Below are 21,441 nucleotides of genomic sequence, written 5' to 3' on the forward strand. Positions count from 1 at the left end.
ACCGTCGAGTGGGTATCTCCGTTTTCCCGACCGTTTCAGTGCACGATACCGAGGCAGCGATGAGTGTCGACGATCCGATTTTCGCGTCTCGGCGCCGAGTGCAGGGCTACGCGCTCGTCGTCGCCTTCGTCTTCCTGATCATCGGCGTCCTCGGCTTCGTCCCCGGCCTGACGTCCAACTACGGCACGATCCTGCACGTGGGAGCCGATTCGCAGGCGCATCTGCTCGGCTTCTTCCAGGTGTCGGTAGTGCACAATGTCGTGCACCTGACCTTCGGCGGAGCCGGTGTGCTCGCTGCGCGCCGCTTGGTCTGGTCGCGCATTTATCTTGTAGCCGGCGGCTGTATCTACGTGGCGTTGGCGGTGTACGGGATGCTCATCGATCACCACAGTGTCGCCAACGTACTCCCGGTCAACAACGCCGACAATTGGCTCCATATCGCACTCGGTGCGGTGATGGTGTTGCTCGCCGTCGACCCTCGGGGCAGTCAGCGCCCCTTGTTACCCGGGAAGCGTCTGCCGCGCAGGAAACGACTCCGCCCTCGACGCGGGTGACGGGGGCGCGCTTCTACATCTTGGCGTAGCGGGCCATCGCAAAGCAGTACAGACCGTAGATCGCCACACCGGCCCCTGCGCAAGTGAGCAGCACCGCGCCGAACGGCTGCGCCCCCAGCGTCTTCAATGCTCCATCCAGTCCGGTCGCCTGGCTGGGGTCGCTCCGCACCGTGGCGATGACCACGAGGATTCCCACTCCGACGATCGTGATCCCTTTCGCGACGTAACCCACCACGGCGAGGGGCTCGATCCACCTGCCCGCCCCGGTCCGGTCATAGGTAGTCAGGTCGTCGCGGAATCCCCGTGTGACGCCCTTGTACACGTGATAACCCCCGACACCCAAGAGGATCAGCGCAGCGACGATCAACAGCGCTTTGCCCGGCAACGATTGCATCAGCCGGGCACTGAGCGCGGCATTCTGCTCGCCGCTGGACTTTCCGGATCCCAGCGCGAAACCAATTGTCGAGTAAGATAATCCAACGTACACGGCGGCGATTCCCATGGCTTTGACGCGGTCCAGCGGTGAGTTCGACCTCGCGTGTTCACTCTGCCCGCCCCACACCGCCTCGACCACCCGCCACAGTGCCATCGCGACGAATCCCACCGAAAGAACCCATAGCGCGATGCGACCTCCGGGTTTGTCGGCCAGTGTGGCCAGCGCGCCCGACTGATCGATGTTCTCCCTCGAACCGAAAGCGACCGCGACGGCGAGCATGCCGATCAGCAGATGGAGTACTCCACTGACGACATGGCCGAATCGTGCGCCGCGTTCGAATCCTCGGCTGCGTGCGGCTCTTCGGGCACCACGGCCGACTTCGCCTGTCCTCATTTTGTTCCCACGTCCGTGACCTCCGCCTACGAGTCGCATTTGCCCCGTATCGAGGCCAGGGCAGGAGTACCCGGAGAGGCCTCGTCGGAAACCCCCGATCAATGGCCTGTTTGCGGGGGAGACGCGGCGGGTAATTCGGACGGAGATGGCGGCACCGGCCGGTGCCGCAATGGAGGAGGAAGCAACCCATGGCCGACGCACGCGTGATCTTCTACAAACCACTCGCCCTTGCAGCAAGCGTCGGTGGAGGCCTGCTCGCCGGTGCGGTCTTCAATCAGGTATGGAAGCGGATCGGTAGTGGTGAGAAGCCCGAACCGCAGGACTTGTCGCAGAAGACCCGCGACGTGCTCGTTGCGGCGGCAGTCCAGGGGCTGATCTTCGGCATTGTGAAGGCAGGCGTGGACCGGGCTACCGCGAGCGGCTTCAAGAAGGTGACGCACGTGTCGCCGGAATAACCTACTTCTCCCCCTTCGCCCGAGGGCGACGCGGCGACGAGTCTCAGGTCTCGGTGAGGATGCGCCGAACCCTCGGGTCTTCGGCGAGTTCCGCCCTGACGTTCCGAGCCCTCTCATTCGCGTCCGAATAGGCAGACGCGTGCGCGCTCGCGATGTGGTCGGAGAGAGCACGAGGCGACAGGTCGTACGCGTGGGGAGGGATCTCCAGACCCAGAATCCGGCCCGTGGGGGACACGGTCATCTGGATCCCGTGCGACGTTCCGTTGCCTCTGATCACGTCGATCTCGTTCTGGATCCTGCGGACCTTCGACGAGAACTCTTCGGTTCGGGTCACGACGTTCTCCTTTGTGTCACCAGCCGGGGTAGGCGGGCAGGGTTCTGGGTGGGATGGGGGAGCGGATGGTTTCGGAACCCTCGGCCGGGACGTCGGGTTCGATGCTGCGTCCCCAGTCTTGGCAGCGGTGCATTGTTTCGCCGAGGTCGGCGCCGAAGGTGATGGTGTAGCCGGTATCGGAGAAGAGGTCTTCGGTGGGTGCGGACCATTGGTTTTCGGATACCGGCATATCCTGCAATGCAGGATATGGATCTGTTCGATCGATGGGGGGCCATCGTGGTTCGAGTTCGAGCTGTGGGTGCTCTGCACTGTCGACGATGCGAGTGAACTGAACGTAGCTCTCTCGGCCTGAGAGCGTGGTGATCCGATATTCACCGTCGTCCCAACGAATTCCGAGATGAGACGGTTGTGTGCACACTGTGGCGTCGAACCCGGTTTCGGTCTCGGTAACTTGGAGGATGTGGGCGCGTGCGGTACCAGCGAGAGCGTGATAGGGACGTGCGTCGATGCGGCTCGCGTACTCATAGCTGAGAACGTCGGCAAAACCTGGGTAGGTGACATCGAGTCCGCCGTAATGCGCGATGGTCTTCGCTTCTTCTGCTGCGCGGATGAGTCGGCCGCGCCCGTCGAACAGATCGATCTCAGGTTCTGCGGACCACACGTAGGTGGCGTTGAGAACTTGCGTGGGAGGCTGATACTCGCGAGGGATCGTCGGCTCGGGTTCGGTCGTCGGTTGCTCCTGTGTGTCCTGCGAGCAGGAGGAAAACACAAGAATACTCACCGCAATCCAAGAAGCTCGAAGGATCGATCTGTAAGTGGATTTCACTGTGAGTAGTCCCAACGCTCGCCACCGGACGGGACTACGTCGCCCAGTAATACCTCGCGGAAGCCGGACGAACCATCTCTTCGATCTGCGTAGACGATGTCGAGGAGGTCTTGTTGGCCTGCTGCAGATACGCCCAGGTAGTACGCCTGGACATCCTTTGGGACACCGGCGTTGGCCAGGAGGTCGGGTACTTGGTCGGTCAACGCATTTCCAGCAAAGGCATTTTGTTGTTTGAGGCCACCGCTGTCTATCCAATCTGCGGGCAGAGTGTTCCTGTCTACTGTTCCTGATTCAATGAGCGCGCTGAACATGTTGTAATTTGTGGTGCTTCGCGCGCTTGTCTCCGTCAGATACATCGAGGTATCCAGACCCTCTATTCCTGATGCGTGACCCACGTATCGTCCTTCAGCATTGATGATTTCGGAGTCCAGGAGGACCCCGGTCGAATAAGCCATCGGCCCGACCACCATCCCGCCCGGAAGCGCTGTCAGAGCGCCGGTGACAAGCGTCTGCGCCACCGCATACGCGTCCGAACGGTACTGGTTTCGGGTGTCGATCGCAGCCTGCTCGATGGCTCTCTCGTTCTCGTACGCACTGCTCAATCCCACCTCTACGAGACTCTGCAACCGGCCCGAATACGTTCCGTAGCTGTACTTCCCCTCACCACCCACCTGATCCAGCGCAAACCGTCGATCGAAGTCGGTGGCCTGCGCGAGTGCTGCGCCGTTGACGAGCGCACCGGCTGCGGGGTCGGTGTCGAGGAGGGTGAACACCCGGGTTGCGGGGACAGGGCCGAGGTCGCCGAAGCCGTGGGTGGGTGTGGCGTCCTCGTCGGCTCCGACCATGTCGGACACATACGGTGCCAGTGCTTCCGAGAAGGACTGTACTGCAAGGGGGTTGACCTCTCCGATCGTGCGGTCGGAAAGAAGTCCATCCGCCCCGGGCATGTGGAGGAAGCGATCGAAGTTGTTGCTGCCGTCCCATCCCGATTCGGGTGACGACAGCGACTCGGCCAGACCGAAGGCCGCCTGCCCTGCCCGCTCTGCCCGGGCGACGTCGACGGGATCGGTCGGGTCGGGCGGGATTGCGTCGGCGGCGATCCAGTCGGTGAGACCGGCAAGGGTGGCGCCGTCGTCCTCCCACTCGCGGGTGAGCAGGGGCACGAGTACTTCGTCGCGGTCGAATTGTGCCGGGGAACCGTCGACATCGGTACCCGACAACAGGTGGTACGACGCATCAGGATTGCGCGTACCGATGTCGAGGAACGTCCGCGCGGTCTTGTCGTAATAGGAAGGATCGGGTGTGGGAACCACGTGCGGGTCGGCATAGGTAGGCACACCCGCCATGTATCCCGCGACCCGATTCAGCTCGACCCCCATCTGGGCGCCGGGCCGATACTCGGGATTTGCTTCGCCGAGCATCGTCCCGAGTGCGTCGAGACGGTCCAACCGGATAGCGGAACCCGGTTCACGTGGCCCGGGTTCGTAGCCGTAATGGAGGGTGTCGCGGATGTCCTGTGGCACCCGGCCCCAACCGCCACCGTAGTCGGGGTTCGACAATGTGAGCAGACCGTTGCCCACCGCATCGGCCCACCCTGCCGCACCGGGATCGCCGTCGGCCTCCCATTGCTTGAAGGTCGCGAAGAGTTCTGTCAGCTCGTCCTGGCCGAGCCCGTTGTAGAAGGCATCGAGGTATTCGATGCTCACGCCACTGTCGGAGGACAGTGCCCGTCCGATGCGTTCGAGGTCGGAGTCGCGGGCACGGCCGGACCTGACGAGTTCGGCGTCTTCGTGGCCGTCCGGTCCACCCAACGTCCACAGTCCCTGGGTGCGGAAGTCTCCTCCGAACGTCGACAGCCGGATGGTGATCTGGTCGATCGTGTCGGCGGCATCGCGGTCGAGTTGGTCGAAGGAGCTCAGTGCAGATTTCAATTGCGCTTCGAACGTGAGGGCTTCGTCGTCGAGGCATGCCTGCCCGACGACGTCGGCGCGGGCATCGCCCGTGTCGCACCGGGGTGGGACGACAGTGCCGTCGTCGTGGACGGTGAAGCCTGCAGCGGTTGCATTGTCTGCGGTGCGGACGACGGTGTCGCGCGCGGGAATCAGTGCCGCCGATGCGGTACGAAGGGCATCGACCTGCTCGGCCACCGCGTTGGCAATGCCACGGCCGGCGACGCGATCGCTCCACGCTCGCGCGGCTGCGGCTACGGCAGCGTCGCCGTGCCAGGTGCTGAATGCGTGGTCGACGTGACGATCGACCTGATCGGTTGCTTTACCGAATGCGATGTTCGCGGTCTCGGTGGCGTCGGCTGCAGTTGTGAGCGAAGCGGGGTCGAGCGCGCGGATCTGTGAGAGTGTCGACACCTACGACACGGTGCTTTCGAAGCTACTTCCTACCGCCTCGACCTGCCGTCTGAATTCGTCCTCGGTGATCTCGTAGTTCGTCGCTCCGGCGGATGTTGCTTCGGCCATGCGATGCAGGCAGACGGACATGGCGTGGTACGCGGTGCGCAGTGGAGCTTCGGCGCGCGTGAGCGCGCTACCGACCGCCGAGGGCGTCATCGCTCCGGCCGCCCCCGCGAGGGGAGTTTCCGGCTTCAGCTCGCCGATGGTGTCGGCCTCCGCGGTCAAGGCCGCCGCAAAGGCTCTCAGCGCGTCGATGTCGACTTGCAACGATGTCATCCGTAACCACAACTCCTGATCTCGAGGCCGTCCCACCAGGGTTGGACGCAGCAGCCGACCAATCGGTTCCACCGAATCTCAGGCGAAGCGGATGACCGTCCCCATCACGGTGTTGCGCACGCCGGTGAGCCGGGTCGCCGTTGCTACTCGCGCGACCATCCGGGACGCACGTACCAGCAGTTGGGTGCGACGGCGTCGTGCCCGGTCGTAGAGGCCGAGGGCATCGACGACCGGATGTTCGGTCAACAGGGACCCAAGTGTCGCGCCATCGACCATCGCTTCGCATGCGCCTCTGCCGAGATTGGGGGTCATCGCGTGTGCTGCGTCGCCGATCAGTGCGGTGTTGCCGCGTACGTAGGACGGCAGAGCCGGTGACTCGTACAGATCGTGGTGCAGGACCGTTGCGGGGTCGATTCGGTCGAGGACGTCGCGCACTGCGGGATGCCAGTTCCCGAAGCGTGCACGGAGTTCGTCGACCGTGCCCGCTCCAGCCGCAGGTGCGCGCACGGCCGCGAACCAGTTGGTGAGGTCGCCGTCGCGCGGGGTGATCCCGAACAGTGCGCCCGGCCCCCATGTCTCGCTCATCGCCGTGGTGGCTCCGGGTACCCAACCGCGCCAGGCCGCGTAGCCGGAGTGGGCAGGACGATACGACGGCCCGAAGAGTTGTTCACGTACTGCACTGCCGAGGCCGTCGGCGCCCACCACCACGTCGTATCCCCTGAGGTCGGCGAGTGGAGGGGCGGTGGAACCGAACTTGACGGTGCCGGTGGGGAGGGCCCCGAGGAGGAGGCCGAGCAGGGCGGGACGAGACAGCAGGATCGCCGGCGTACGGATGTCGCTGAAGCGTCCGAGGACCTTTCCGTCCCATCTCATGAGCGCGCCGGATTCTTGCAGCACGCCGAGGCGCTGTGCCTGCCCGCCCACGCCTGCGAGTTCGAGTGCCCGGGCGGCTTCGGGCCACAGTCCAAGTGCGGTTCCGGTGCCGGGTGGCGACGCTGCGCGTTCGAAGACGTCCACCTGCCAACCGCGGGCGATCAGGGTGTTTGCGGCGGTAAGTCCGCCGATGCCTCCACCGAGTACGGCGGCCTTTCCTGTGAATGTCGTGGTCATGCACGCAACCTACTACGCCTGTAGTGAGTTGTCACTACAGGCGTAGTAATCGTCGTAGGATCGGGATGTGACCGATAAACGCACCGCTGTGCTCGACGCCGCGATCGAACTGCTCGGATCCGAAGGACTGCGGGCACTCACGCATCGGCGGGTTGACTCGATCGCCGACGTGCCGGCCGGGTCGACATCGAACTACTTCCGCACGCGTCAGGCGTTGGTCGAAGGAGTCCTCGATCGCCTCCTCGAACGCGACCGGGCCGACGTGGCGGCGCTCGCGGGCGCCGCATCGACAGCCCCGCGCGACGAACGTGAACTCGAGGATCTGCTGTGCGGATACGTGCTGTTCTCGACCGACAGCGACACGGTGCGGACCCGGGCGCGCTTCGCGATGTTCGTCGAGGCCATGGCCGTGCCGGACCTGCGCACCGCGGTGGAGATCAGACGCAGCGAGCTGAGGGCGTGGGGCGCGTCGATGCTGGCAGATCTCGGAGTGGACGGCCCGGGTGAATCCGACGCCGGTGCGCGGCTTCTCGTCGACTATCTCGACGGGGTGATCTTGCATCGGCTGACGTCCGGAAGCGACCCGGACCCGAGGGAGGGGATTCGCCGCATCCTCGAAGCTGTGCTGCGTCCGCAGCGTGCGCGGTGACGCCCCCGCTACGGGCCGGTTACCGGCATATTTCCGCTGCTCACGTGCAAAGTAGGGCAGCCTTGCTTGCGTAACCCCCCGTGGCCTGGCATATCGTTTGTTGCGAGGCGGTGGGCCCACGACGTCCCACCGATCGTCAGGTTCGATCCCGCGCTGCCGAAAAAGGCACCCGCACCGTCGCGGATGGGCGGATACTGACGAGGACAAAGGTATCGGCACACCCGGGTCGATACCCATCTACAGCAGTAGATGGCCATCAGTGTTGCTGGTCGTCAGTTGCCATCACCGCAACGAAGGCTAGGTATGACTCACCTTCCCGGGCCTCGAGGGCTCTATCACCCGGCAAACGAGCACGACTCCTGTGGCGTCGCGTTTGTCGTGGACATGCATGGTCGACGCAGCCGCGACATCGTCGAGAAGGCGATCACCGCGCTGGTCAATCTCGAACACCGCGGCGCTGCGGGCGCAGAACAGAACACCGGCGACGGCGCAGGCATTCTCATCCAGGTCCCCGACGCATACTTCCGCGCGGTCGTGGACTTCGATCTGCCTCCCGCCGGCGCCTACGCCACCGGCATGGCATTCCTGCCCAAGGGCGCCGATGCCGCCGGTCAGGCGCAGGAAGCGGTGAACCGGATCGTCGAGGAAGAGGGCCTCGAGGTCCTCGGCTGGCGCGAGGTGCCGATCGACACCTCCGATCTCGGCTCGATGGCCAAGGACGCCATGCCGACATTCCGCCAGATCTTCATCGCCTCGGGCGCACGAGCCCTCACGGGCCTCGACCTCGAGCGACGCGCGTACGTGGTGCGCAAGCGCACCGAACACGAACTCGGCAGCAGTGGAGCCGGCCAGGACGGCCCCGGCAGCGAGACCGTGTACTTCCCGAGCCTGTCGTCGTCGACGTTCGTCTACAAGGGCATGCTTACGACGCCGCAGCTCAAGGGCTTCTTCCTCGATCTGCAGGACGACCGTGTCGAGTCGGCGCTCGGCCTCGTGCACTCACGCTTCTCCACCAACACGTTCCCGTCGTGGCCGCTCGCGCACCCGTTCCGCCGGGTCGCGCACAACGGCGAGATCAACACGGTCATCGGTAACTCGAACTGGATGCGTGCTCGCGAGGCACTCATCGACACCGACGTTTTCGGTGGGCGCGGCAAGCTCGAGAAGATCTTCCCCGTCGTCACCCCGGACGCATCCGATACCGCACGTTTCGATGAGGTGCTCGAGCTGCTGCACCTCGGTGGCCGCAGCCTTCCGCACGCCGTGCTCATGATGATCCCCGAGGCGTGGGAGCGGAACGAGGCGATGGATCCTGCCCGCCGCGCGTTCTACGAGTACCACTCGGCGCTCATGGAGCCGTGGGACGGGCCTGCATCGGTGTGCTTCACCGATGGCACGGTCATCGGTGCGGTCCTCGACCGCAACGGCCTGCGTCCGTCGCGCGCATGGGTCACCGACGACGGCCTGGTCGTCATGGCCTCCGAGGTCGGTGTGCTCGACATCCCCGCCGAGAAGATCATCAGCAAGCGACGCCTCCAGCCGGGGCGTATGTTCCTCGTCGACACCGCAAAGGGGCGGATCGTCGAAGACGAGGAGATCAAGTCGGAGCTCGCCGCCGAGCATCCGTACGAGGAGTGGATCGCCAAGGGCGTGTCACGCCTCGAGGACCTGCCGCCGTCTCGGTACACCTACATGTCGCACGAGCGTGTCGTGCTGCGCCAGCAGGTGTTCGGATACACCCGCGAAGAAGTGGACCTGTTGATCAAGCCGATGGCAGCGACCGGCGGTGAGGCACTCGGTTCGATGGGCACCGACACCCCCATCGCGGTGCTCTCGTCGCGTCCGCGGACGCTGTTCGACTTCTTCTCGCAGCTCTTCGCCCAGGTCACCAACCCGCCGCTGGACGCCATCCGCGAGGAGATCGTCACGAGCCTGGGTGGCATGCTCGGCCCCGAGGGCGATGTGTTGCGGCCCACCGCGGAGTCGTGCAGGCAGATCCTGTTGTCGGCGCCGGTCATCGACAACGACGACCTGCAGAAGCTCATCCACGTCAACGACAAGAAGCAGTACCCGGGATTCAACAGCGTCATCGTGCGTGGTCTGTACCCGGTCGCGGAGGGTGCGCGCGGTCTCCACACCGCGCTGGAGAGCATCCGCGAGCAGGTGTCGCAGGCGATCGACAAGGGTGCTCGCCTGATCGTGTTGTCCGACCGCGAGTCCGACGAGAAGCTTGCGCCGATCCCGTCGCTGCTGCTGACCTCCGCGGTGCACCATCACCTCGTGCGCGAGAAGACCCGCACCAAAGTCGGGCTGCTCGTCGAGGCAGGCGACGCCCGCGAGGTCCACCACATCGCCGCCCTGTGTGGTTTCGGTGCGGCCGTGGTGAATCCCTACATGGCGTTCGAGAGCATCGACGAACTGCTCCAGAACGGCGATCTGCCCGAAGGCATGACCCTCGACAAGGCGATCGCCAACTACATCAAGGCGGCGTCGAAGGGTGTGCTCAAGGTGATGTCCAAGATGGGCATCTCCACGCTCGCGTCCTACACCGGCGCGCAACTGTTCCAGGTCATCGGCCTGTCGCAGGAGCTCGTCGACGAGTACTTCACCGGACTGCAGAGCCAGCTCGGCGGCGTCGGCCTGGAAGAGATCGCGGCGGATGTCGCTGCGCGGCACCGGATGGCGTTCCTCGATCGCCCGTCCGAGCATGCGCACCGCGAGCTCGAGGTGGGTGGCGAATACCAGTGGCGTCGTGAGGGCGAATACCACCTGTTCAACCCCGACACGGTGTTCAAGCTCCAGCACGCCACTCGCACCGGCCAGTACAAGATCTTCAAGGAGTACACCAAGCTGGTCGACGACCAGTCGGAGCGGCTCGCGTCGCTGCGGGGGCTCTTCGAGTTCAAGACCGGGCTGCGACCGGCGGTTCCGATCGAGGAGGTCGAGCCGGCGTCCGAGATCGTCAAGCGGTTCTCCACCGGCGCGATGAGCTACGGCTCGATCTCGGCGGAGGCCCACGAGACCCTCGCGATCGCCATGAACCGCCTCGGCGGACGCTCCAATTCCGGTGAGGGCGGCGAGCATCCGTCGCGTTTCACCCCCGACGCGAACGGTGACTTCCGCCGCTCGGCGATCAAGCAGGTGGCGTCCGGCCGCTTCGGTGTGTCGTCGCACTACCTGTCGAACTGCACCGACATCCAGATCAAGATGGCGCAGGGTGCCAAGCCCGGTGAAGGCGGCCAGCTGCCGCCCCACAAGGTGTACCCGTGGGTGGCCGAGGTGCGTGGTTCGACGCCGGGCGTCGGCCTCATCTCGCCGCCGCCGCACCACGACATCTACTCGATCGAGGATCTCGCGCAGTTGATCCACGATCTGAAGAATGCGAACCCGCAGGCTCGCATCCACGTCAAGCTCGTCTCCGAGCTCGGTGTGGGCACGGTCGCGGCGGGCGTGTCGAAGGCGCACGCCGATGTCGTGCTCATCTCGGGCCACGACGGTGGCACGGGTGCGTCGCCGCTCACGTCGCTCAAGCACGCGGGTGCTCCGTGGGAGATCGGTCTCGCCGAGACTCAGCAGACCCTGATGCTCAACGGTCTGCGCGACCGCATCGTCGTGCAGGTCGACGGTCAGATGAAGACCGGTCGCGACGTCATGGTCGCGGCGCTGCTCGGTGGCGAGGAGTTCGGTTTCGCGACCGCACCGCTCGTCGTGTCGGGCTGCATCATGATGCGCGTGTGCCACCTCGACACGTGCCCGGTGGGTGTTGCGACCCAGAACCCGGTGCTGCGCAAGCGGTTCACGGGCAAGCCGGAGTTCGTCGAGAACTTCATGCTGTACATCGCCGAGGAGGTGCGCGAATACCTTGCCGAGCTCGGCTTCCGCAGCCTCGACGAGGCCATCGGTGCGGTCGAGTGCCTCGACACCGCCAAAGCCGTCGACCACTACCGTGCGTCGAAGCTCGATCTGTCGCCACTGCTCGAGAAGGTGACTTCGCCGATCTTCACCGATCAGGACATGCACTGCACCAAGGAGCAGTACCACGCACTCGACAAGGCTCTCGACAACGAGCTGATCGTCAAGGCGCAGGCCGCTCTGGAGTCGGGCACCCCGGTGTCGATCGACACCACCGTCACCAACGTCAACCGCACGGTGGGCACGATGCTCGGACACGAGCTCACGAAGCGCTACGGCGCGGAGGGACTGCCGGACAACACGATCGACATCACCCTCACCGGTTCGGCAGGTAACAGCTTCGGCGCGTACGTCCCCAAGGGCATCACGTTGAAGCTTCTCGGCGACGCCAACGACTTCGTCGGCAAGGGCCTGTCGGGTGGCCGCATCGTGGTGCGTCCGCCGGAGCACGTGGCGCCCGGATTCGTCGCCGAGGACAACATCGTCGCAGGCAACGTGATCTTGTTCGGCGCCACCGGCGGTGAAGCACTCATCCGCGGTATCGCCGGTGAGCGCTTCGCGGTGCGTAACTCGGGAGCCACCGCTGTCGTCGAGGGCGTCGGCGACCACGGTTGCGAGTACATGACGGGCGGCAAGGTCGTCATCCTCGGCAGGACAGGACGCAACTTCGGCGCAGGTATGTCGGGGGGTGTCGCGTTCGTCTACAACCCGGACAAGGAATTCGAAGACAACCTGAACACCGAGCTGGTAGATCTCGAAGACCTCGAAGGCGAGGACTTCGTCTGGCTCAAGGGTGCCGTCGAGCGACATCGTGACGAGACGGGCTCCGAGGTTGCAGCCCGTATCCTGGCCGACTGGTCACAGCAGGTCGGCCACTTCGCGAAGGTGATGCCTCGCGATTACAAGAAGGTTCTCATGGCTATCAAGGACGCCACCATTCGTGGTGCGAACGTTGACGAAGCGATCATGGAGGCGGCTCGTGGCTGATCCGAACGGCTTCCTGAAGCACGGTTCTCGCGAAACACCGGTCCGTCGTCCAGTTCCCCTTCGGCTGCTCGACTGGAAGGAGGTCTACGAGCCGTTCCCGCTCGAGTCCCTCCAGATCCAGGCGAGCCGCTGCATGGACTGCGGAATCCCTTTCTGCCACAACGGTTGTCCCCTCGGAAATCTGATCCCCGAGTGGAACGACCTCGCCTACAAGGGCAAGTGGGACGACGGCATCGAGCGACTCCACGCCACGAACAACTTCCCGGAGTTCACGGGCAGGCTGTGCCCTGCCCCGTGCGAGGCATCGTGCGTGCTGGGCATCAACCAGGACCCGGTCACCATCAAACAGGTCGAGGTGGAACTCGTCGAGAAGGCATTCGACGAAGGCAAGGTCACCCCGATCCCGCCGTCGAAGCTCACCGGACGCAAGGTCGCGGTCGTGGGATCGGGTCCGGCCGGACTTGCTGCAGCGCAGCAGCTCACCCGCGCAGGCCACAGCGTCACGGTGTTCGAGCGTGCCGACCGCATCGGTGGTCTGCTCCGCTACGGCATCCCCGAGTTCAAGATGGAGAAGCGGTTCATCGACCGTCGTCTCGCGCAGATGGAGGCCGAAGGCACCGTCTTCCGCACCGGCGTGAATGTGGGCGTGGACATCACCGCCGAGCAGCTGCGTGAGCAGTTCGACGCGGTCGTCCTCGCCGGCGGCGCCACTGTTGCACGCGACCTGCCCATCCCGGGCCGCGAACTCGACGGGATCCACCAGGCGATGGAGTTCCTGCCCATCGCGAACCGGGTCCAGCTCGGCGACCTGCCTGCACCCACCATCACGGCGACGGGCAAGAAGGTCGTCATCATCGGTGGCGGCGACACCGGCGCCGACTGCCTGGGTACCTCACACCGGCAGGGTGCGGAGAGCGTTCACCAGTTCGAGATCATGCCGCGCCCGCCCGAGGAGCGCGCCGACTCGACCCCGTGGCCGACCTACCCGCTCATGTATCGGGTGTCGTCCGCGCACGAGGAAGGCGGCGAGCGGGTCTTCTCGGTCAACACTGAACAGTTCGTCGGTACGGACGGCAAGGTCACCGCGCTGAAGGCACACGAAGTGCAGATGGTGGACGGCAAGTTCGAGAAGGTCGAAGGCAGCGACTTCGAGCTCGAGGCAGACCTCGTGCTGCTCGCGATGGGCTTCACCGGTGCCGAGAAGCCCGGACTGCTCACCGATCTGGGTGTGGACTTCGACCAGCGCGGCAACGTCGCCCGCTCGTCGGAGTGGAACACCAACGTCGACGGTGTGTTCGTCGCCGGCGACATGGGCCGCGGTCAGTCGCTGATCGTGTGGGCCATCGCGGAAGGCCGCTCGTGCGCGGCCGCGGTCGATCAGTATCTCGAGGGAGTAACGGCGCTTCCCGCTCCGATCACCACGCGCACCGTGCCGCAGCGCTGATGTAGAGCAGTACTGATGTAGAGCAGTGCTGTACTGGGCCGCCCACCGGACACCGGTGGGCGGCCCGGTGTGTTCCGCTGCCGCACGGTGCCGGAGCGGTTATCGTTCTGCGCATGACTGCATCCGGGAGTGTCACGAAGCGGGCGCTGACGGTTGTCGCGGTCGGCGCGGGCGCTACCGCGATAGCCGTATCGACAGCGCACACGGCGGTGGCCGACCCGATGAGCGACTGCGTTCGCAACGCCGGGGGCATCGTCACCGTCGACGGGGCATCGCCGGTAGCACCGGTTTTCGGGTTCGACGGCCTCATGCTGCTGGGCCTCGATGGCGGTAGCGGAAATTCCTGCATCACCAATGTCGGACCGGGCACGGTGAATGTGACACATCCGGAAGGACGCGAACCGGGACGCACCCACGTGACCGACGCCCCGCTCGAGATGCGCGTCGACGGGGGCGTCGGCAACGTCGCGGTCACGAATCTCGGTACCGGTGGCGTGACCGTCGACCGCCACGCTGTTGGGCCGAGGCCGGAGCCGGCAGCGAGCGAGCCCGAGTTGTTGCCGCAGATGGAACTCGATGCGGGCAGCGACGGTGTGTTCGTCACCAATATCGGGACGGGTTCGGTCGAGGTGATCGATTGGGACCACGCGAGGGGCCCGCTGCCCGCGGAGATTCCGGCCCCGCCGGGCATGGTGGTCACCGACCCGATCACCGGCAACGTCTACGTCACCAACTTCTTCGGACCCGCGGTGACCGTGGTCGATCGTGCCGGAGGACCGGTCTCGAGGGTTGTCGAGAAGCCCGATCCGGTCACTGCACTCGACTACGGCACCAGCAACGTGTTCGTCACCAACATCGGGGGCGGCGCCGTCACCGTCGTGCGCGAATAGGTTCTGTTCCGCCGAAAAAATACCGACTCGAATCACGCCGAGTTCACCGATGTGTCATATTCGTGATGGAAACTTGGGCGTGGCGTGACGTGATGACATAGGGGCGGGGGATCTTCCATGGGGTTCGGCAGGGCATCGGCAATGATGGCGGCAGCAGCCGCAGTCGCAGGTGCGATCGTGGCAGCGCCTGCAGCACAAGCTGATCCGGGCGGCTGCCCGACATTGAACGTGATCGCTGTCCCCGGGACGTGGGAGACGTCGAGCACCCCCGACCCCGAACGTGGTAACGGCATGCTGGCCCAGGTCACGGCCGGGCTTCCCGCCGGAGCCCGGGTCGACTATGTGCAGTACCCGGCCACTGCCTTCCCGTGGGAGGGCGACATGTACGGCATCTCCCGGAACCGGGCGGTCGACAACGCCAGGGATCTGATCGCCGGTACCGCGGCGCACTGCCCCGGCACCGATTTCGCGCTCGTCGGGTACAGCCAGGGCGCCGACGCCGCGGGCGATCTTGCCGCCGAGATCGGCACCGGACTCAGTGTGATCCCGCCACACCGGCTCACCGCGGTCGGCCTGATTTCCGATCCGCGTCGCTCCGAAACCGATTCGCTCGTCGGACCTCCCGTGCCCGGCAACGGCGCAGGTGGCTCCCGCGTCGGTGGGTTCGGATTGGTGAGCCCCAACGTCCGCACTATCTGCGCCGTCGGAGACCTGTACTGCTCGACCTCCCGCGAGGACTACGTGACGCGCCTCGCCGGGTTCATGGCGATCACGGCGGGAACCGGCCCCGATCAATTCGAGCACTATCGCGACGAGGCCACCATTCTCTACAACGACATCATGGCCGCGGGCGGGGTACCGATGTTGCAGCTGCAGATCAGCCCCGAAGCGAACTTCGAACGGGAGGCACAGATCCGCGAGTTCTACGGGTCTCAGATCCACCAGGACTACTCGAACTATGCGGTCGACGACCGCGGTACGACGGCAACGATCTGGCTCAACGACTGGCTCGCGTCGAAGGTATGAGGCCGCGGGGGCGCGCGATCAATCGAGATCGAAACGCGAGCCCACTCTCACTACCCGTGGAGCCAAGCGGCTCAGCCACTTCCTGGCCTTCGCACCCGGAGCGACGGTGACGATGGGCCGATTGTGGCGCACCGCGGAGACGATCGCATCGGCGACGCGCTCGGGTTCGACGTGCAATCTGCGGTGGAGCGACAGCGCACGCTCGCGGCGCGCGGCGCGCTTCTCCCGGCTCGGAGCGACGTATTCGGAGTTCCGGGTCAGATTCGTGTTCACCAGATCCGGGCACACCACGGTCACACCGATACCGTGTTCGATCAGCTCGGCGCGTAGACATTCCGAAAGCATGAAAACTGCGGCTTTGCTCGTCGAGTAGGCGGTCAGGTTCCGCTGCGTCATGAACGCTGCTGCCGACGACACGTTCACGATGTGTCCCCCGGTACCCCGTTCGACCATCTGTGTGGTGAACGAGCGGCACCCGTACACCGCGCCCCAGAAGTTGGTGTTCATGACATCTTCGAAGACCGACTGCGGTGTGTCGACGAAGGCGCCGATGACTCCGAAGCCCGCGTTGTTGACGAGCACGTCGGGAATTCCGTGCCGTGACCGGACAGTCTTCGCGAACTCACGGACCTGCGCCTCGTCTGCGACATCGAGCTCGTAGGCATGTGCGCCGCCGCCGAAGACGGCGGTCGAACCACCTGCGGAGTCGGGATTGTCGATCAGATGCACTGTTTCGAGCGCACCGTCGAGATCTTTGTCCGCCACCACAACGATCGCGCCCGCGGCCGAGAAGGCGCGAGCGGAAGCGCGACCGATTCCGCTTGCACCGCCGGTGACCACGACCAGCGTGCCCGTCAGGTCGTGGAGGCGGGCGCGGATAGCGGTTCCGGCTCGCCATCGTCGGATCTGCGCGTACCGAGAGGGCATGTCTTCCATCCAACACGACGAAACGGCATGTGTCCGGCTCACCGTGCCCACACCACAGTGCTCACACGACGGTGATCGAGCGGGTGTGCCATCCGCTGGCGCCATCGGGGATCGGCTCGACGCGCAGTTCGGTCTGGACCTCGCCACCTCGATCGGTCGCCCGTACCTGAAGAGTGTGCGTGCCGGGCACGGCCTGCCACCTCCAATGCCATTGACGCCAGGTGTCGACGGAGTATTCCTCGGCTAGGGTCGCGTCGCCCCACGGGCCTCCGTCTACCCGTACTTCGACCCGGGCGATACCGCGGTGCTGGGCCCATGCCGTACCCGCGACCAGGACCTCACCTGCGGTGACACGTGCGAACGGCGCCGGAACATCGATCCGGGACGCTGTCTTGATCGGTGCCTGCTCGGCCCAACCGCGACGCGTCCAATACGCCTGTGCCCGGTCGAACCGTGTCACCTCCCAGTCCACGACCCACTTTGTGGCCGAGACGAATCCGTACAGTCCGGGGACCACCTGCCGGACCGGGTAGCCGTGCTCGAACGGTAGCGGCTCACCGTTCATCGTCACCGCGAGCAGTGCGTCCCGGCCGTCACGCACGAGTGCTGTCGGCGTGCCCACGGTGAATCCGTCGGCACTGGTCGACAACAACATGTCGGCGTCAGGCGAGATGCCCACCTCGTCGAGTAGGTCCTTGATCGGGTAGCCGATCCACGTGGCGGTGCCTGCGAGAGACCCGCCGACCTCGTTGGACACGCAGGTCAGAGTGATGGTCCGTTCGACGGGTGTGCGAGCCGTGAGATCGTCCCAGCTCAAGGTGATCTCCCGGTCGACCATGCCGTGGATCCGCAGTGCCCAGTCGTCGGTGGTGAGCATCGGCACCTGTAGAGCGGTATCGATGCGGTAGAAGGTGTTGTTGCCGGTGATGAACGGTGTCGCGCCGGGGACTGCGATCTCGGAGCCGGGTGCGACCGCCGGCGCACGATCGGCCGTCTTCACGAGTGGTGCAACGAAGGCCATGCGGTTGCGGACTGCACCGGCGATCGAGCCCGCGAGGTGACGGCCTGCCATACCGGCGGACACTGCGACCGCAGCAGCGGCGCCTGCCAGCACGAGAAATCGTCGGCGGGGAATCCCTGAGCCTGCGTGTGTTGCATGGTCGATCCCGAGTGCGCACCGAGTGAGAATGGTCAAGGTTGCGAGGCCTGCGGCAACACCCACGATCGTCGGAACGGCGTCGACGACGGTCGCACCGGGCCGGGTCGTGGCTGCATACACCCCGACGAGGCCGAGGCCAACGAGAACGAGACTGCCGTAGGGGCGCCCGGGCCGCTCGACGACCCCGGCGAGCGCGGCGAACACCGCGATCAGGATGCTCATCCCGATGAACAGCGCCGCCTTGTCGTTGGTGCCGAAGGCGGTGATCGCGATTTCACGCGCCCACGAAGGACTTCGGTCGACGGTCGTGGATCCGACTGCGAAGAACGGGGACGCGGACGATCCGAACGGCACCGCTACGAGTTCGCCCACTCCCAGGGTGACCGCGGCGGCCAGTATGCCGGCGAGCGCCCGCGCTGCGAGCACGGGCCGCGCATGCGGTCTGCGGTTCCCCGTATCCGGGTCGCCCGCGTGCGTGCTCTCCTCGTTCGTCGTCATGCACCCGTCCTTCCGTCATGTCGGGGAGGACTTCGGTACCGAACATGAAGCGGATGGGTGAGCCGGTGTGGCAGTGGACGACGCGGCTTCCGATATCAGCCGAGATACACGAAGTGCGACGGACCTCCACCCGGCTCCGCGGAACCGGTGACCGCGGGGAAGTTGAACGGGAGTGCGGTGAGCTTGTGCGGATTTCCGTTCTGGTCGGCCTGCCAGCACTCGAGGAGCACGCCGTGGAATTGCGTACATTCGATTCGCGTCGACTCACCGAACGGTGAGGTGAGACGGTTTTTCGCGACCAGCGGATTCCAGAATTCGCCGTCGCTCGGAACGAGGAAGTCGGGCTGTACGACGACGGTCACCGCGCCGTTGTCGGACGGCCACTCGTCGGCAGCTGCGGTGCCTGCGGTGCCGAGCACCGCAGCGCCGGCCAGAGCAACTATGGACACTGTTCGGCTGAAGGTGCGCATGGTCCCTCAGCGTAGGAGCTGCGCTCGGCCGGTGTACCGGTTTCACACGCGCAATGTGTCGCGCACATGCCCGGTCTCGTTGATCGACGCAACCCGCCGCCGGCCCGCACGGGAGACGAGAAGGCGCGTGACCGATGCGTATTCGATCGGGAATGCCAGCGGCAGCTCGAGCCCGAGGAGGTCTTGCAGCACGATGTTGATGACACCGCCGTGCGCGACGACCACCGCGGTCTCCTCATGCGCACACGAGGAAACGACCTGCTCGACCGACTGGAGCACCCGAGTGCGGAAAAGTTCCGCATCGACGAAATCGGGAAGGTGGCCAGCGAGGATACGCTGATAGGCGTCGGATCCGAGTTCTTTCGCGGTTTCGAACGGAATGTAGTGATCGAGCTCGTAGTCGTACTCCGCGAGGCCCGCGATCTGCTCGACCGGCAGCGTCAGCCGGTCGGCGAGCGGCTGGGCTGTTTGGAGGGCTCGCAGCTGCGGGCTCGAGAACAACCGCGCGATCCGGTAGGGCGCGAGTGCTTCCACCAGCCGTCCGGCCTGGACCAGACCCTGTTCGGTCAGGGACGGATCAGCGCGCCCCAGGTTCACGCGGGCGTATTCCGGTTGGGCATGGCGGATCAGAAGAAGTTGCACGGAAACACCATGTCACGCGACTGGGCCTGGGCATGCTCGACCCCGGTTTCACGTGAAACTCGCCCGCTCAGTGGGGGCTACGAGCGTCATTGACCGGCCGGTATGCGCTCCTGCGGGGCCTCATCCCACTGGGGCAACCTTCTTGGCCGTTCGATGAGGGCGGTGGGAGTGGCGTCGTGTACATCAGCGAGCAGCGTCGCCGGAAAGTAGACGGATGATGTCACCCCTGGATTTGTCTGGGAATCGAAGGTCGGGCGAAGACGGACCGAAAGTCCGTTACGCGCGGCCAGCCGCCCCACCACGAACAGGCCCATCTGGCGAGGCGCATTGACATCGACCCCGTCGCCGTCGGTGAGACGGGAATTGATCTTGTCGAGCGCATCGCGTGGGATACCGATCCCGACGTCGGCGATATCGAGGAGGAGCCCGCCCCCCACGGCCGGCGAGAACTCGACCCGGACCGAGCTGTTCGGGGGCGACGCGCGCAGCGCATTGTCGACGAGCTCGGCGATCAGGTGCACGACGTCGTCGACGGCTGATCCGAGCAGATATCCGTGCGGAGTGCTCCCGATCCGGACACGCTGATAGCTCTCCACCTGGGACACTGCGCCATGCAACACGTCCGACAGCGGTGTCGGTGAGGTGCGGGTGATCGGCCGAGTGCCCGCCAGCACGAGCAGAGATTCGCCCGTGCGACGCATTCTCGTGGCAAGGTGATCGAGCGAGAACAGACTCTGGAGCCGTGCCGGGTCCTTCTCCTGGTATTCGAGGGAGTCGATGAGCGAGAGCTGCTGTTCCACCAGAGTCTTGTTGCGTCGCGCCAGCGTTTCGAACATGACGTTCACCTGCTTACGGAGGTGGGCTTGCTCGCCGGCCAGTCTGAGTGCCTCGGTGTTCATCGAGTCCACAGCTCTCGCGAGTTCACCGATCTCCTCGTCGGTGTCGATGCCGATCGGGGCAAGGCGGACGCTCTCGACTTCGGCCCCGTCCTTGACGGCTGCGATGGCTGCCGGCAGTTCGGTATTCGCCGCCGCGAGCGTGCTGTCGCGGAGGCGGCGCATAGGAACCGAGAGGGACCGGGCAACGAGTAGGGCGATGACGAGGGCAAGCACGAGGATTGCGCCCACTACGACCGCGTCACGGATCGCGGCGGTGCGCGCGTCGGATGCGAGCCGATCGAGCGTGACGGTGATCTCCCGGGTGGCGCTTTCGATGGCGGCGCTGTAGGGCTCGGAGGCCGCGATCATCGCGTAACCCAGTTGCTCACCGAATTCGGGAGTGGGCTCCAGGGTTCGGACGAGGGCACGCCGGCCCTCGATGTCGGCGAGCATGCCGTCGATCTGCCCGGTGTCGAGGCGGGAACCGAGAAGCAGACGGAGCGTCGCTTCCTCGTTGTTCATTGCGCTCTGGGCGACCACCTGTGCGGCCTCAGGGTTGGTGCCCAGAAAGCGGAACGATTCCATCTGCGCGAGCAGGTTGCTCTGGGCATCCCAGACGTTGAGCAAGTTGGTGGCATCCACCAGCGCCTTGTTGTCCTCGAGGAGGTCGAACACGACGCGGATGATGTTCCGGCAGCGCGTCAGGAAGTCGGTGGTGGTGCGGCGCAGTTCGTCGGGGGCGATCTGCGCATTGACCGCGGCGAGGTAAAGCGTCTCACCATCCGCCAGCACCAAGTCGATATCCTGCGCGATATTCGGATCGAGATCGCTTCTTGCCGAAATTCGTTCGGCGAAAGCCATCGACCGTTCGATATCGTCCGTCGACATGTACTCGGCGGGCAACCCGAGCGACGCCGTCGTCGCCACACTGAGTACGGCACGCGAGAAATCGAGCATCGCGGGGGCCACCGCGATCTGGTCGGCGAGCGCCGCGACGCGTTGAGCATCCTCGAGTTGGGAGGACACACGGAACCCCCCGAGTACGCTGGCGGCGAGCAATGGGACTGCGAGGACGACACCGAGCTTGTATCCCAACCGCCAGTTGCGCGGCTGAGCCCCCCGGATGCTGCGCTGGCTCATGGTTCGAGTTGTTCCCTCCGCGAAAGAATT

Annotated in this window: 18 protein-coding genes; 7 read left to right on the top strand and 11 right to left on the bottom strand. The window is 65.2% G+C overall.

Annotated elements, in window-relative coordinates:
• Window positions 1–59: 59 nt before the first annotated feature.
• Window positions 60–554: a DUF4383 domain-containing protein gene (locus tag HCA61_RS15900; RefSeq protein ID WP_169689145.1), complete on the top strand. Its 495-nt coding sequence runs from the start codon at window positions 60–62 to the stop codon at window positions 552–554.
• A gap of 13 nt (window positions 555–567) precedes the next feature.
• On the opposite strand, the gene HCA61_RS15905 is transcribed toward HCA61_RS15900, so the two are convergent.
• Window positions 568–1,383, bottom strand: coding sequence for a DUF1206 domain-containing protein (locus tag HCA61_RS15905; RefSeq protein ID WP_169689146.1), 816 nt, complete (start codon window positions 1,381–1,383; stop codon window positions 568–570).
• 188 nt (window positions 1,384–1,571) lie between these two features.
• On the opposite strand from HCA61_RS15905, the gene HCA61_RS15910 reads away from it, so the two are divergent.
• Complete coding sequence (locus HCA61_RS15910; RefSeq protein WP_169689147.1) at window positions 1,572–1,838, top strand: DUF4235 domain-containing protein; 267 nt, start codon at window positions 1,572–1,574, stop codon at window positions 1,836–1,838.
• Window positions 1,839–1,881: 43 nt separating this feature from the next.
• On the opposite strand, the gene HCA61_RS15915 is transcribed toward HCA61_RS15910, so the two are convergent.
• From HCA61_RS15915 to HCA61_RS15935, 5 genes are all read right to left on the bottom strand, one after another.
• Window positions 1,882–2,172, bottom strand: a complete 291-nt coding sequence (locus HCA61_RS15915; RefSeq protein WP_169689148.1) for a YbaB/EbfC family nucleoid-associated protein — start codon at window positions 2,170–2,172, stop codon at window positions 1,882–1,884.
• Between the two features lie 16 nt (window positions 2,173–2,188).
• Entirely contained in the window at window positions 2,189–2,953 is a 765-nt protein-coding gene (locus tag HCA61_RS15920; RefSeq protein WP_346777567.1) for a hypothetical protein, read from the bottom strand.
• A 41-nt stretch (window positions 2,954–2,994) separates the two neighbouring features.
• Window positions 2,995–5,361, bottom strand: coding sequence for a hypothetical protein (locus HCA61_RS15925; RefSeq protein WP_169689149.1), 2,367 nt, complete (start codon window positions 5,359–5,361; stop codon window positions 2,995–2,997).
• On the bottom strand, window positions 5,362–5,679 hold the full coding sequence (locus HCA61_RS15930) for a type VII secretion target (RefSeq protein WP_169689150.1): 318 nt from the start codon (window positions 5,677–5,679) through the stop codon (window positions 5,362–5,364).
• 78 nt (window positions 5,680–5,757) lie between these two features.
• On the bottom strand, window positions 5,758–6,789 hold the full coding sequence (locus HCA61_RS15935) for an FAD-dependent monooxygenase (protein ID WP_169689151.1): 1,032 nt from the start codon (window positions 6,787–6,789) through the stop codon (window positions 5,758–5,760).
• Between the two features lie 67 nt (window positions 6,790–6,856).
• On the opposite strand from HCA61_RS15935, the gene HCA61_RS15940 reads away from it, so the two are divergent.
• From HCA61_RS15940 to HCA61_RS15960, 5 genes are all read left to right on the top strand, one after another.
• Entirely contained in the window at window positions 6,857–7,438 is a 582-nt protein-coding gene (locus tag HCA61_RS15940) for a TetR/AcrR family transcriptional regulator (RefSeq protein ID WP_169689152.1), read from the top strand.
• Window positions 7,439–7,741: 303 nt separating this feature from the next.
• On the top strand, window positions 7,742–12,337 hold the full coding sequence (gltB, locus tag HCA61_RS15945; RefSeq protein WP_169689153.1) for a glutamate synthase large subunit: 4,596 nt from the start codon (window positions 7,742–7,744) through the stop codon (window positions 12,335–12,337).
• A complete protein-coding gene (locus tag HCA61_RS15950) occupies window positions 12,330–13,781 on the top strand; it encodes a glutamate synthase subunit beta (RefSeq protein ID WP_169689154.1) in 1,452 nt (483 codons plus the stop codon). Before gltB ends, HCA61_RS15950 begins: the two co-directional genes overlap by 8 nt.
• Before the next feature lie 113 nt (window positions 13,782–13,894).
• Window positions 13,895–14,671 carry a hypothetical protein gene (locus tag HCA61_RS15955; protein ID WP_169689155.1) on the top strand — a complete coding sequence of 259 codons (777 nt, stop codon included), beginning with the start codon at window positions 13,895–13,897 and terminating at the stop codon, window positions 14,669–14,671.
• A gap of 117 nt (window positions 14,672–14,788) precedes the next feature.
• A complete protein-coding gene (locus HCA61_RS15960; protein WP_240959606.1) occupies window positions 14,789–15,697 on the top strand; it encodes a cutinase family protein in 909 nt (302 codons plus the stop codon).
• A gap of 18 nt (window positions 15,698–15,715) precedes the next feature.
• On the opposite strand, the gene HCA61_RS15965 is transcribed toward HCA61_RS15960, so the two are convergent.
• The 5 genes from HCA61_RS15965 to HCA61_RS15985 all read right to left on the bottom strand — a co-directional run bounded on the left by HCA61_RS15965 (window position 15,716) and on the right by HCA61_RS15985 (window position 21,411).
• Window positions 15,716–16,624 (bottom strand): SDR family NAD(P)-dependent oxidoreductase, encoded by a 909-nt coding sequence (locus HCA61_RS15965; RefSeq protein ID WP_169689156.1) that lies wholly within the window; start codon window positions 16,622–16,624, stop codon window positions 15,716–15,718.
• Window positions 16,625–16,685: 61 nt separating this feature from the next.
• Window positions 16,686–18,281: a molybdopterin-dependent oxidoreductase gene (locus HCA61_RS15970; protein ID WP_169689157.1), complete on the bottom strand. Its 1,596-nt coding sequence runs from the start codon at window positions 18,279–18,281 to the stop codon at window positions 16,686–16,688.
• A 95-nt stretch (window positions 18,282–18,376) separates the two neighbouring features.
• On the bottom strand, window positions 18,377–18,751 hold the full coding sequence (locus tag HCA61_RS15975) for a hypothetical protein (RefSeq protein WP_054714056.1): 375 nt from the start codon (window positions 18,749–18,751) through the stop codon (window positions 18,377–18,379).
• A 42-nt stretch (window positions 18,752–18,793) separates the two neighbouring features.
• Entirely contained in the window at window positions 18,794–19,393 is a 600-nt protein-coding gene (locus HCA61_RS15980; RefSeq protein WP_169689158.1) for a histidine phosphatase family protein, read from the bottom strand.
• Between the two features lie 86 nt (window positions 19,394–19,479).
• Window positions 19,480–21,411 carry an ATP-binding protein gene (locus tag HCA61_RS15985; protein ID WP_169689159.1) on the bottom strand — a complete coding sequence of 644 codons (1,932 nt, stop codon included), beginning with the start codon at window positions 21,409–21,411 and terminating at the stop codon, window positions 19,480–19,482.
• Window positions 21,412–21,441 lie beyond the last annotated feature (30 nt).

The sequence above is a fragment of the Rhodococcus sp. HNM0563 genome (assembly GCF_012726195.1).
Lineage (GTDB): Bacteria > Actinomycetota > Actinomycetes > Mycobacteriales > Mycobacteriaceae > Rhodococcus.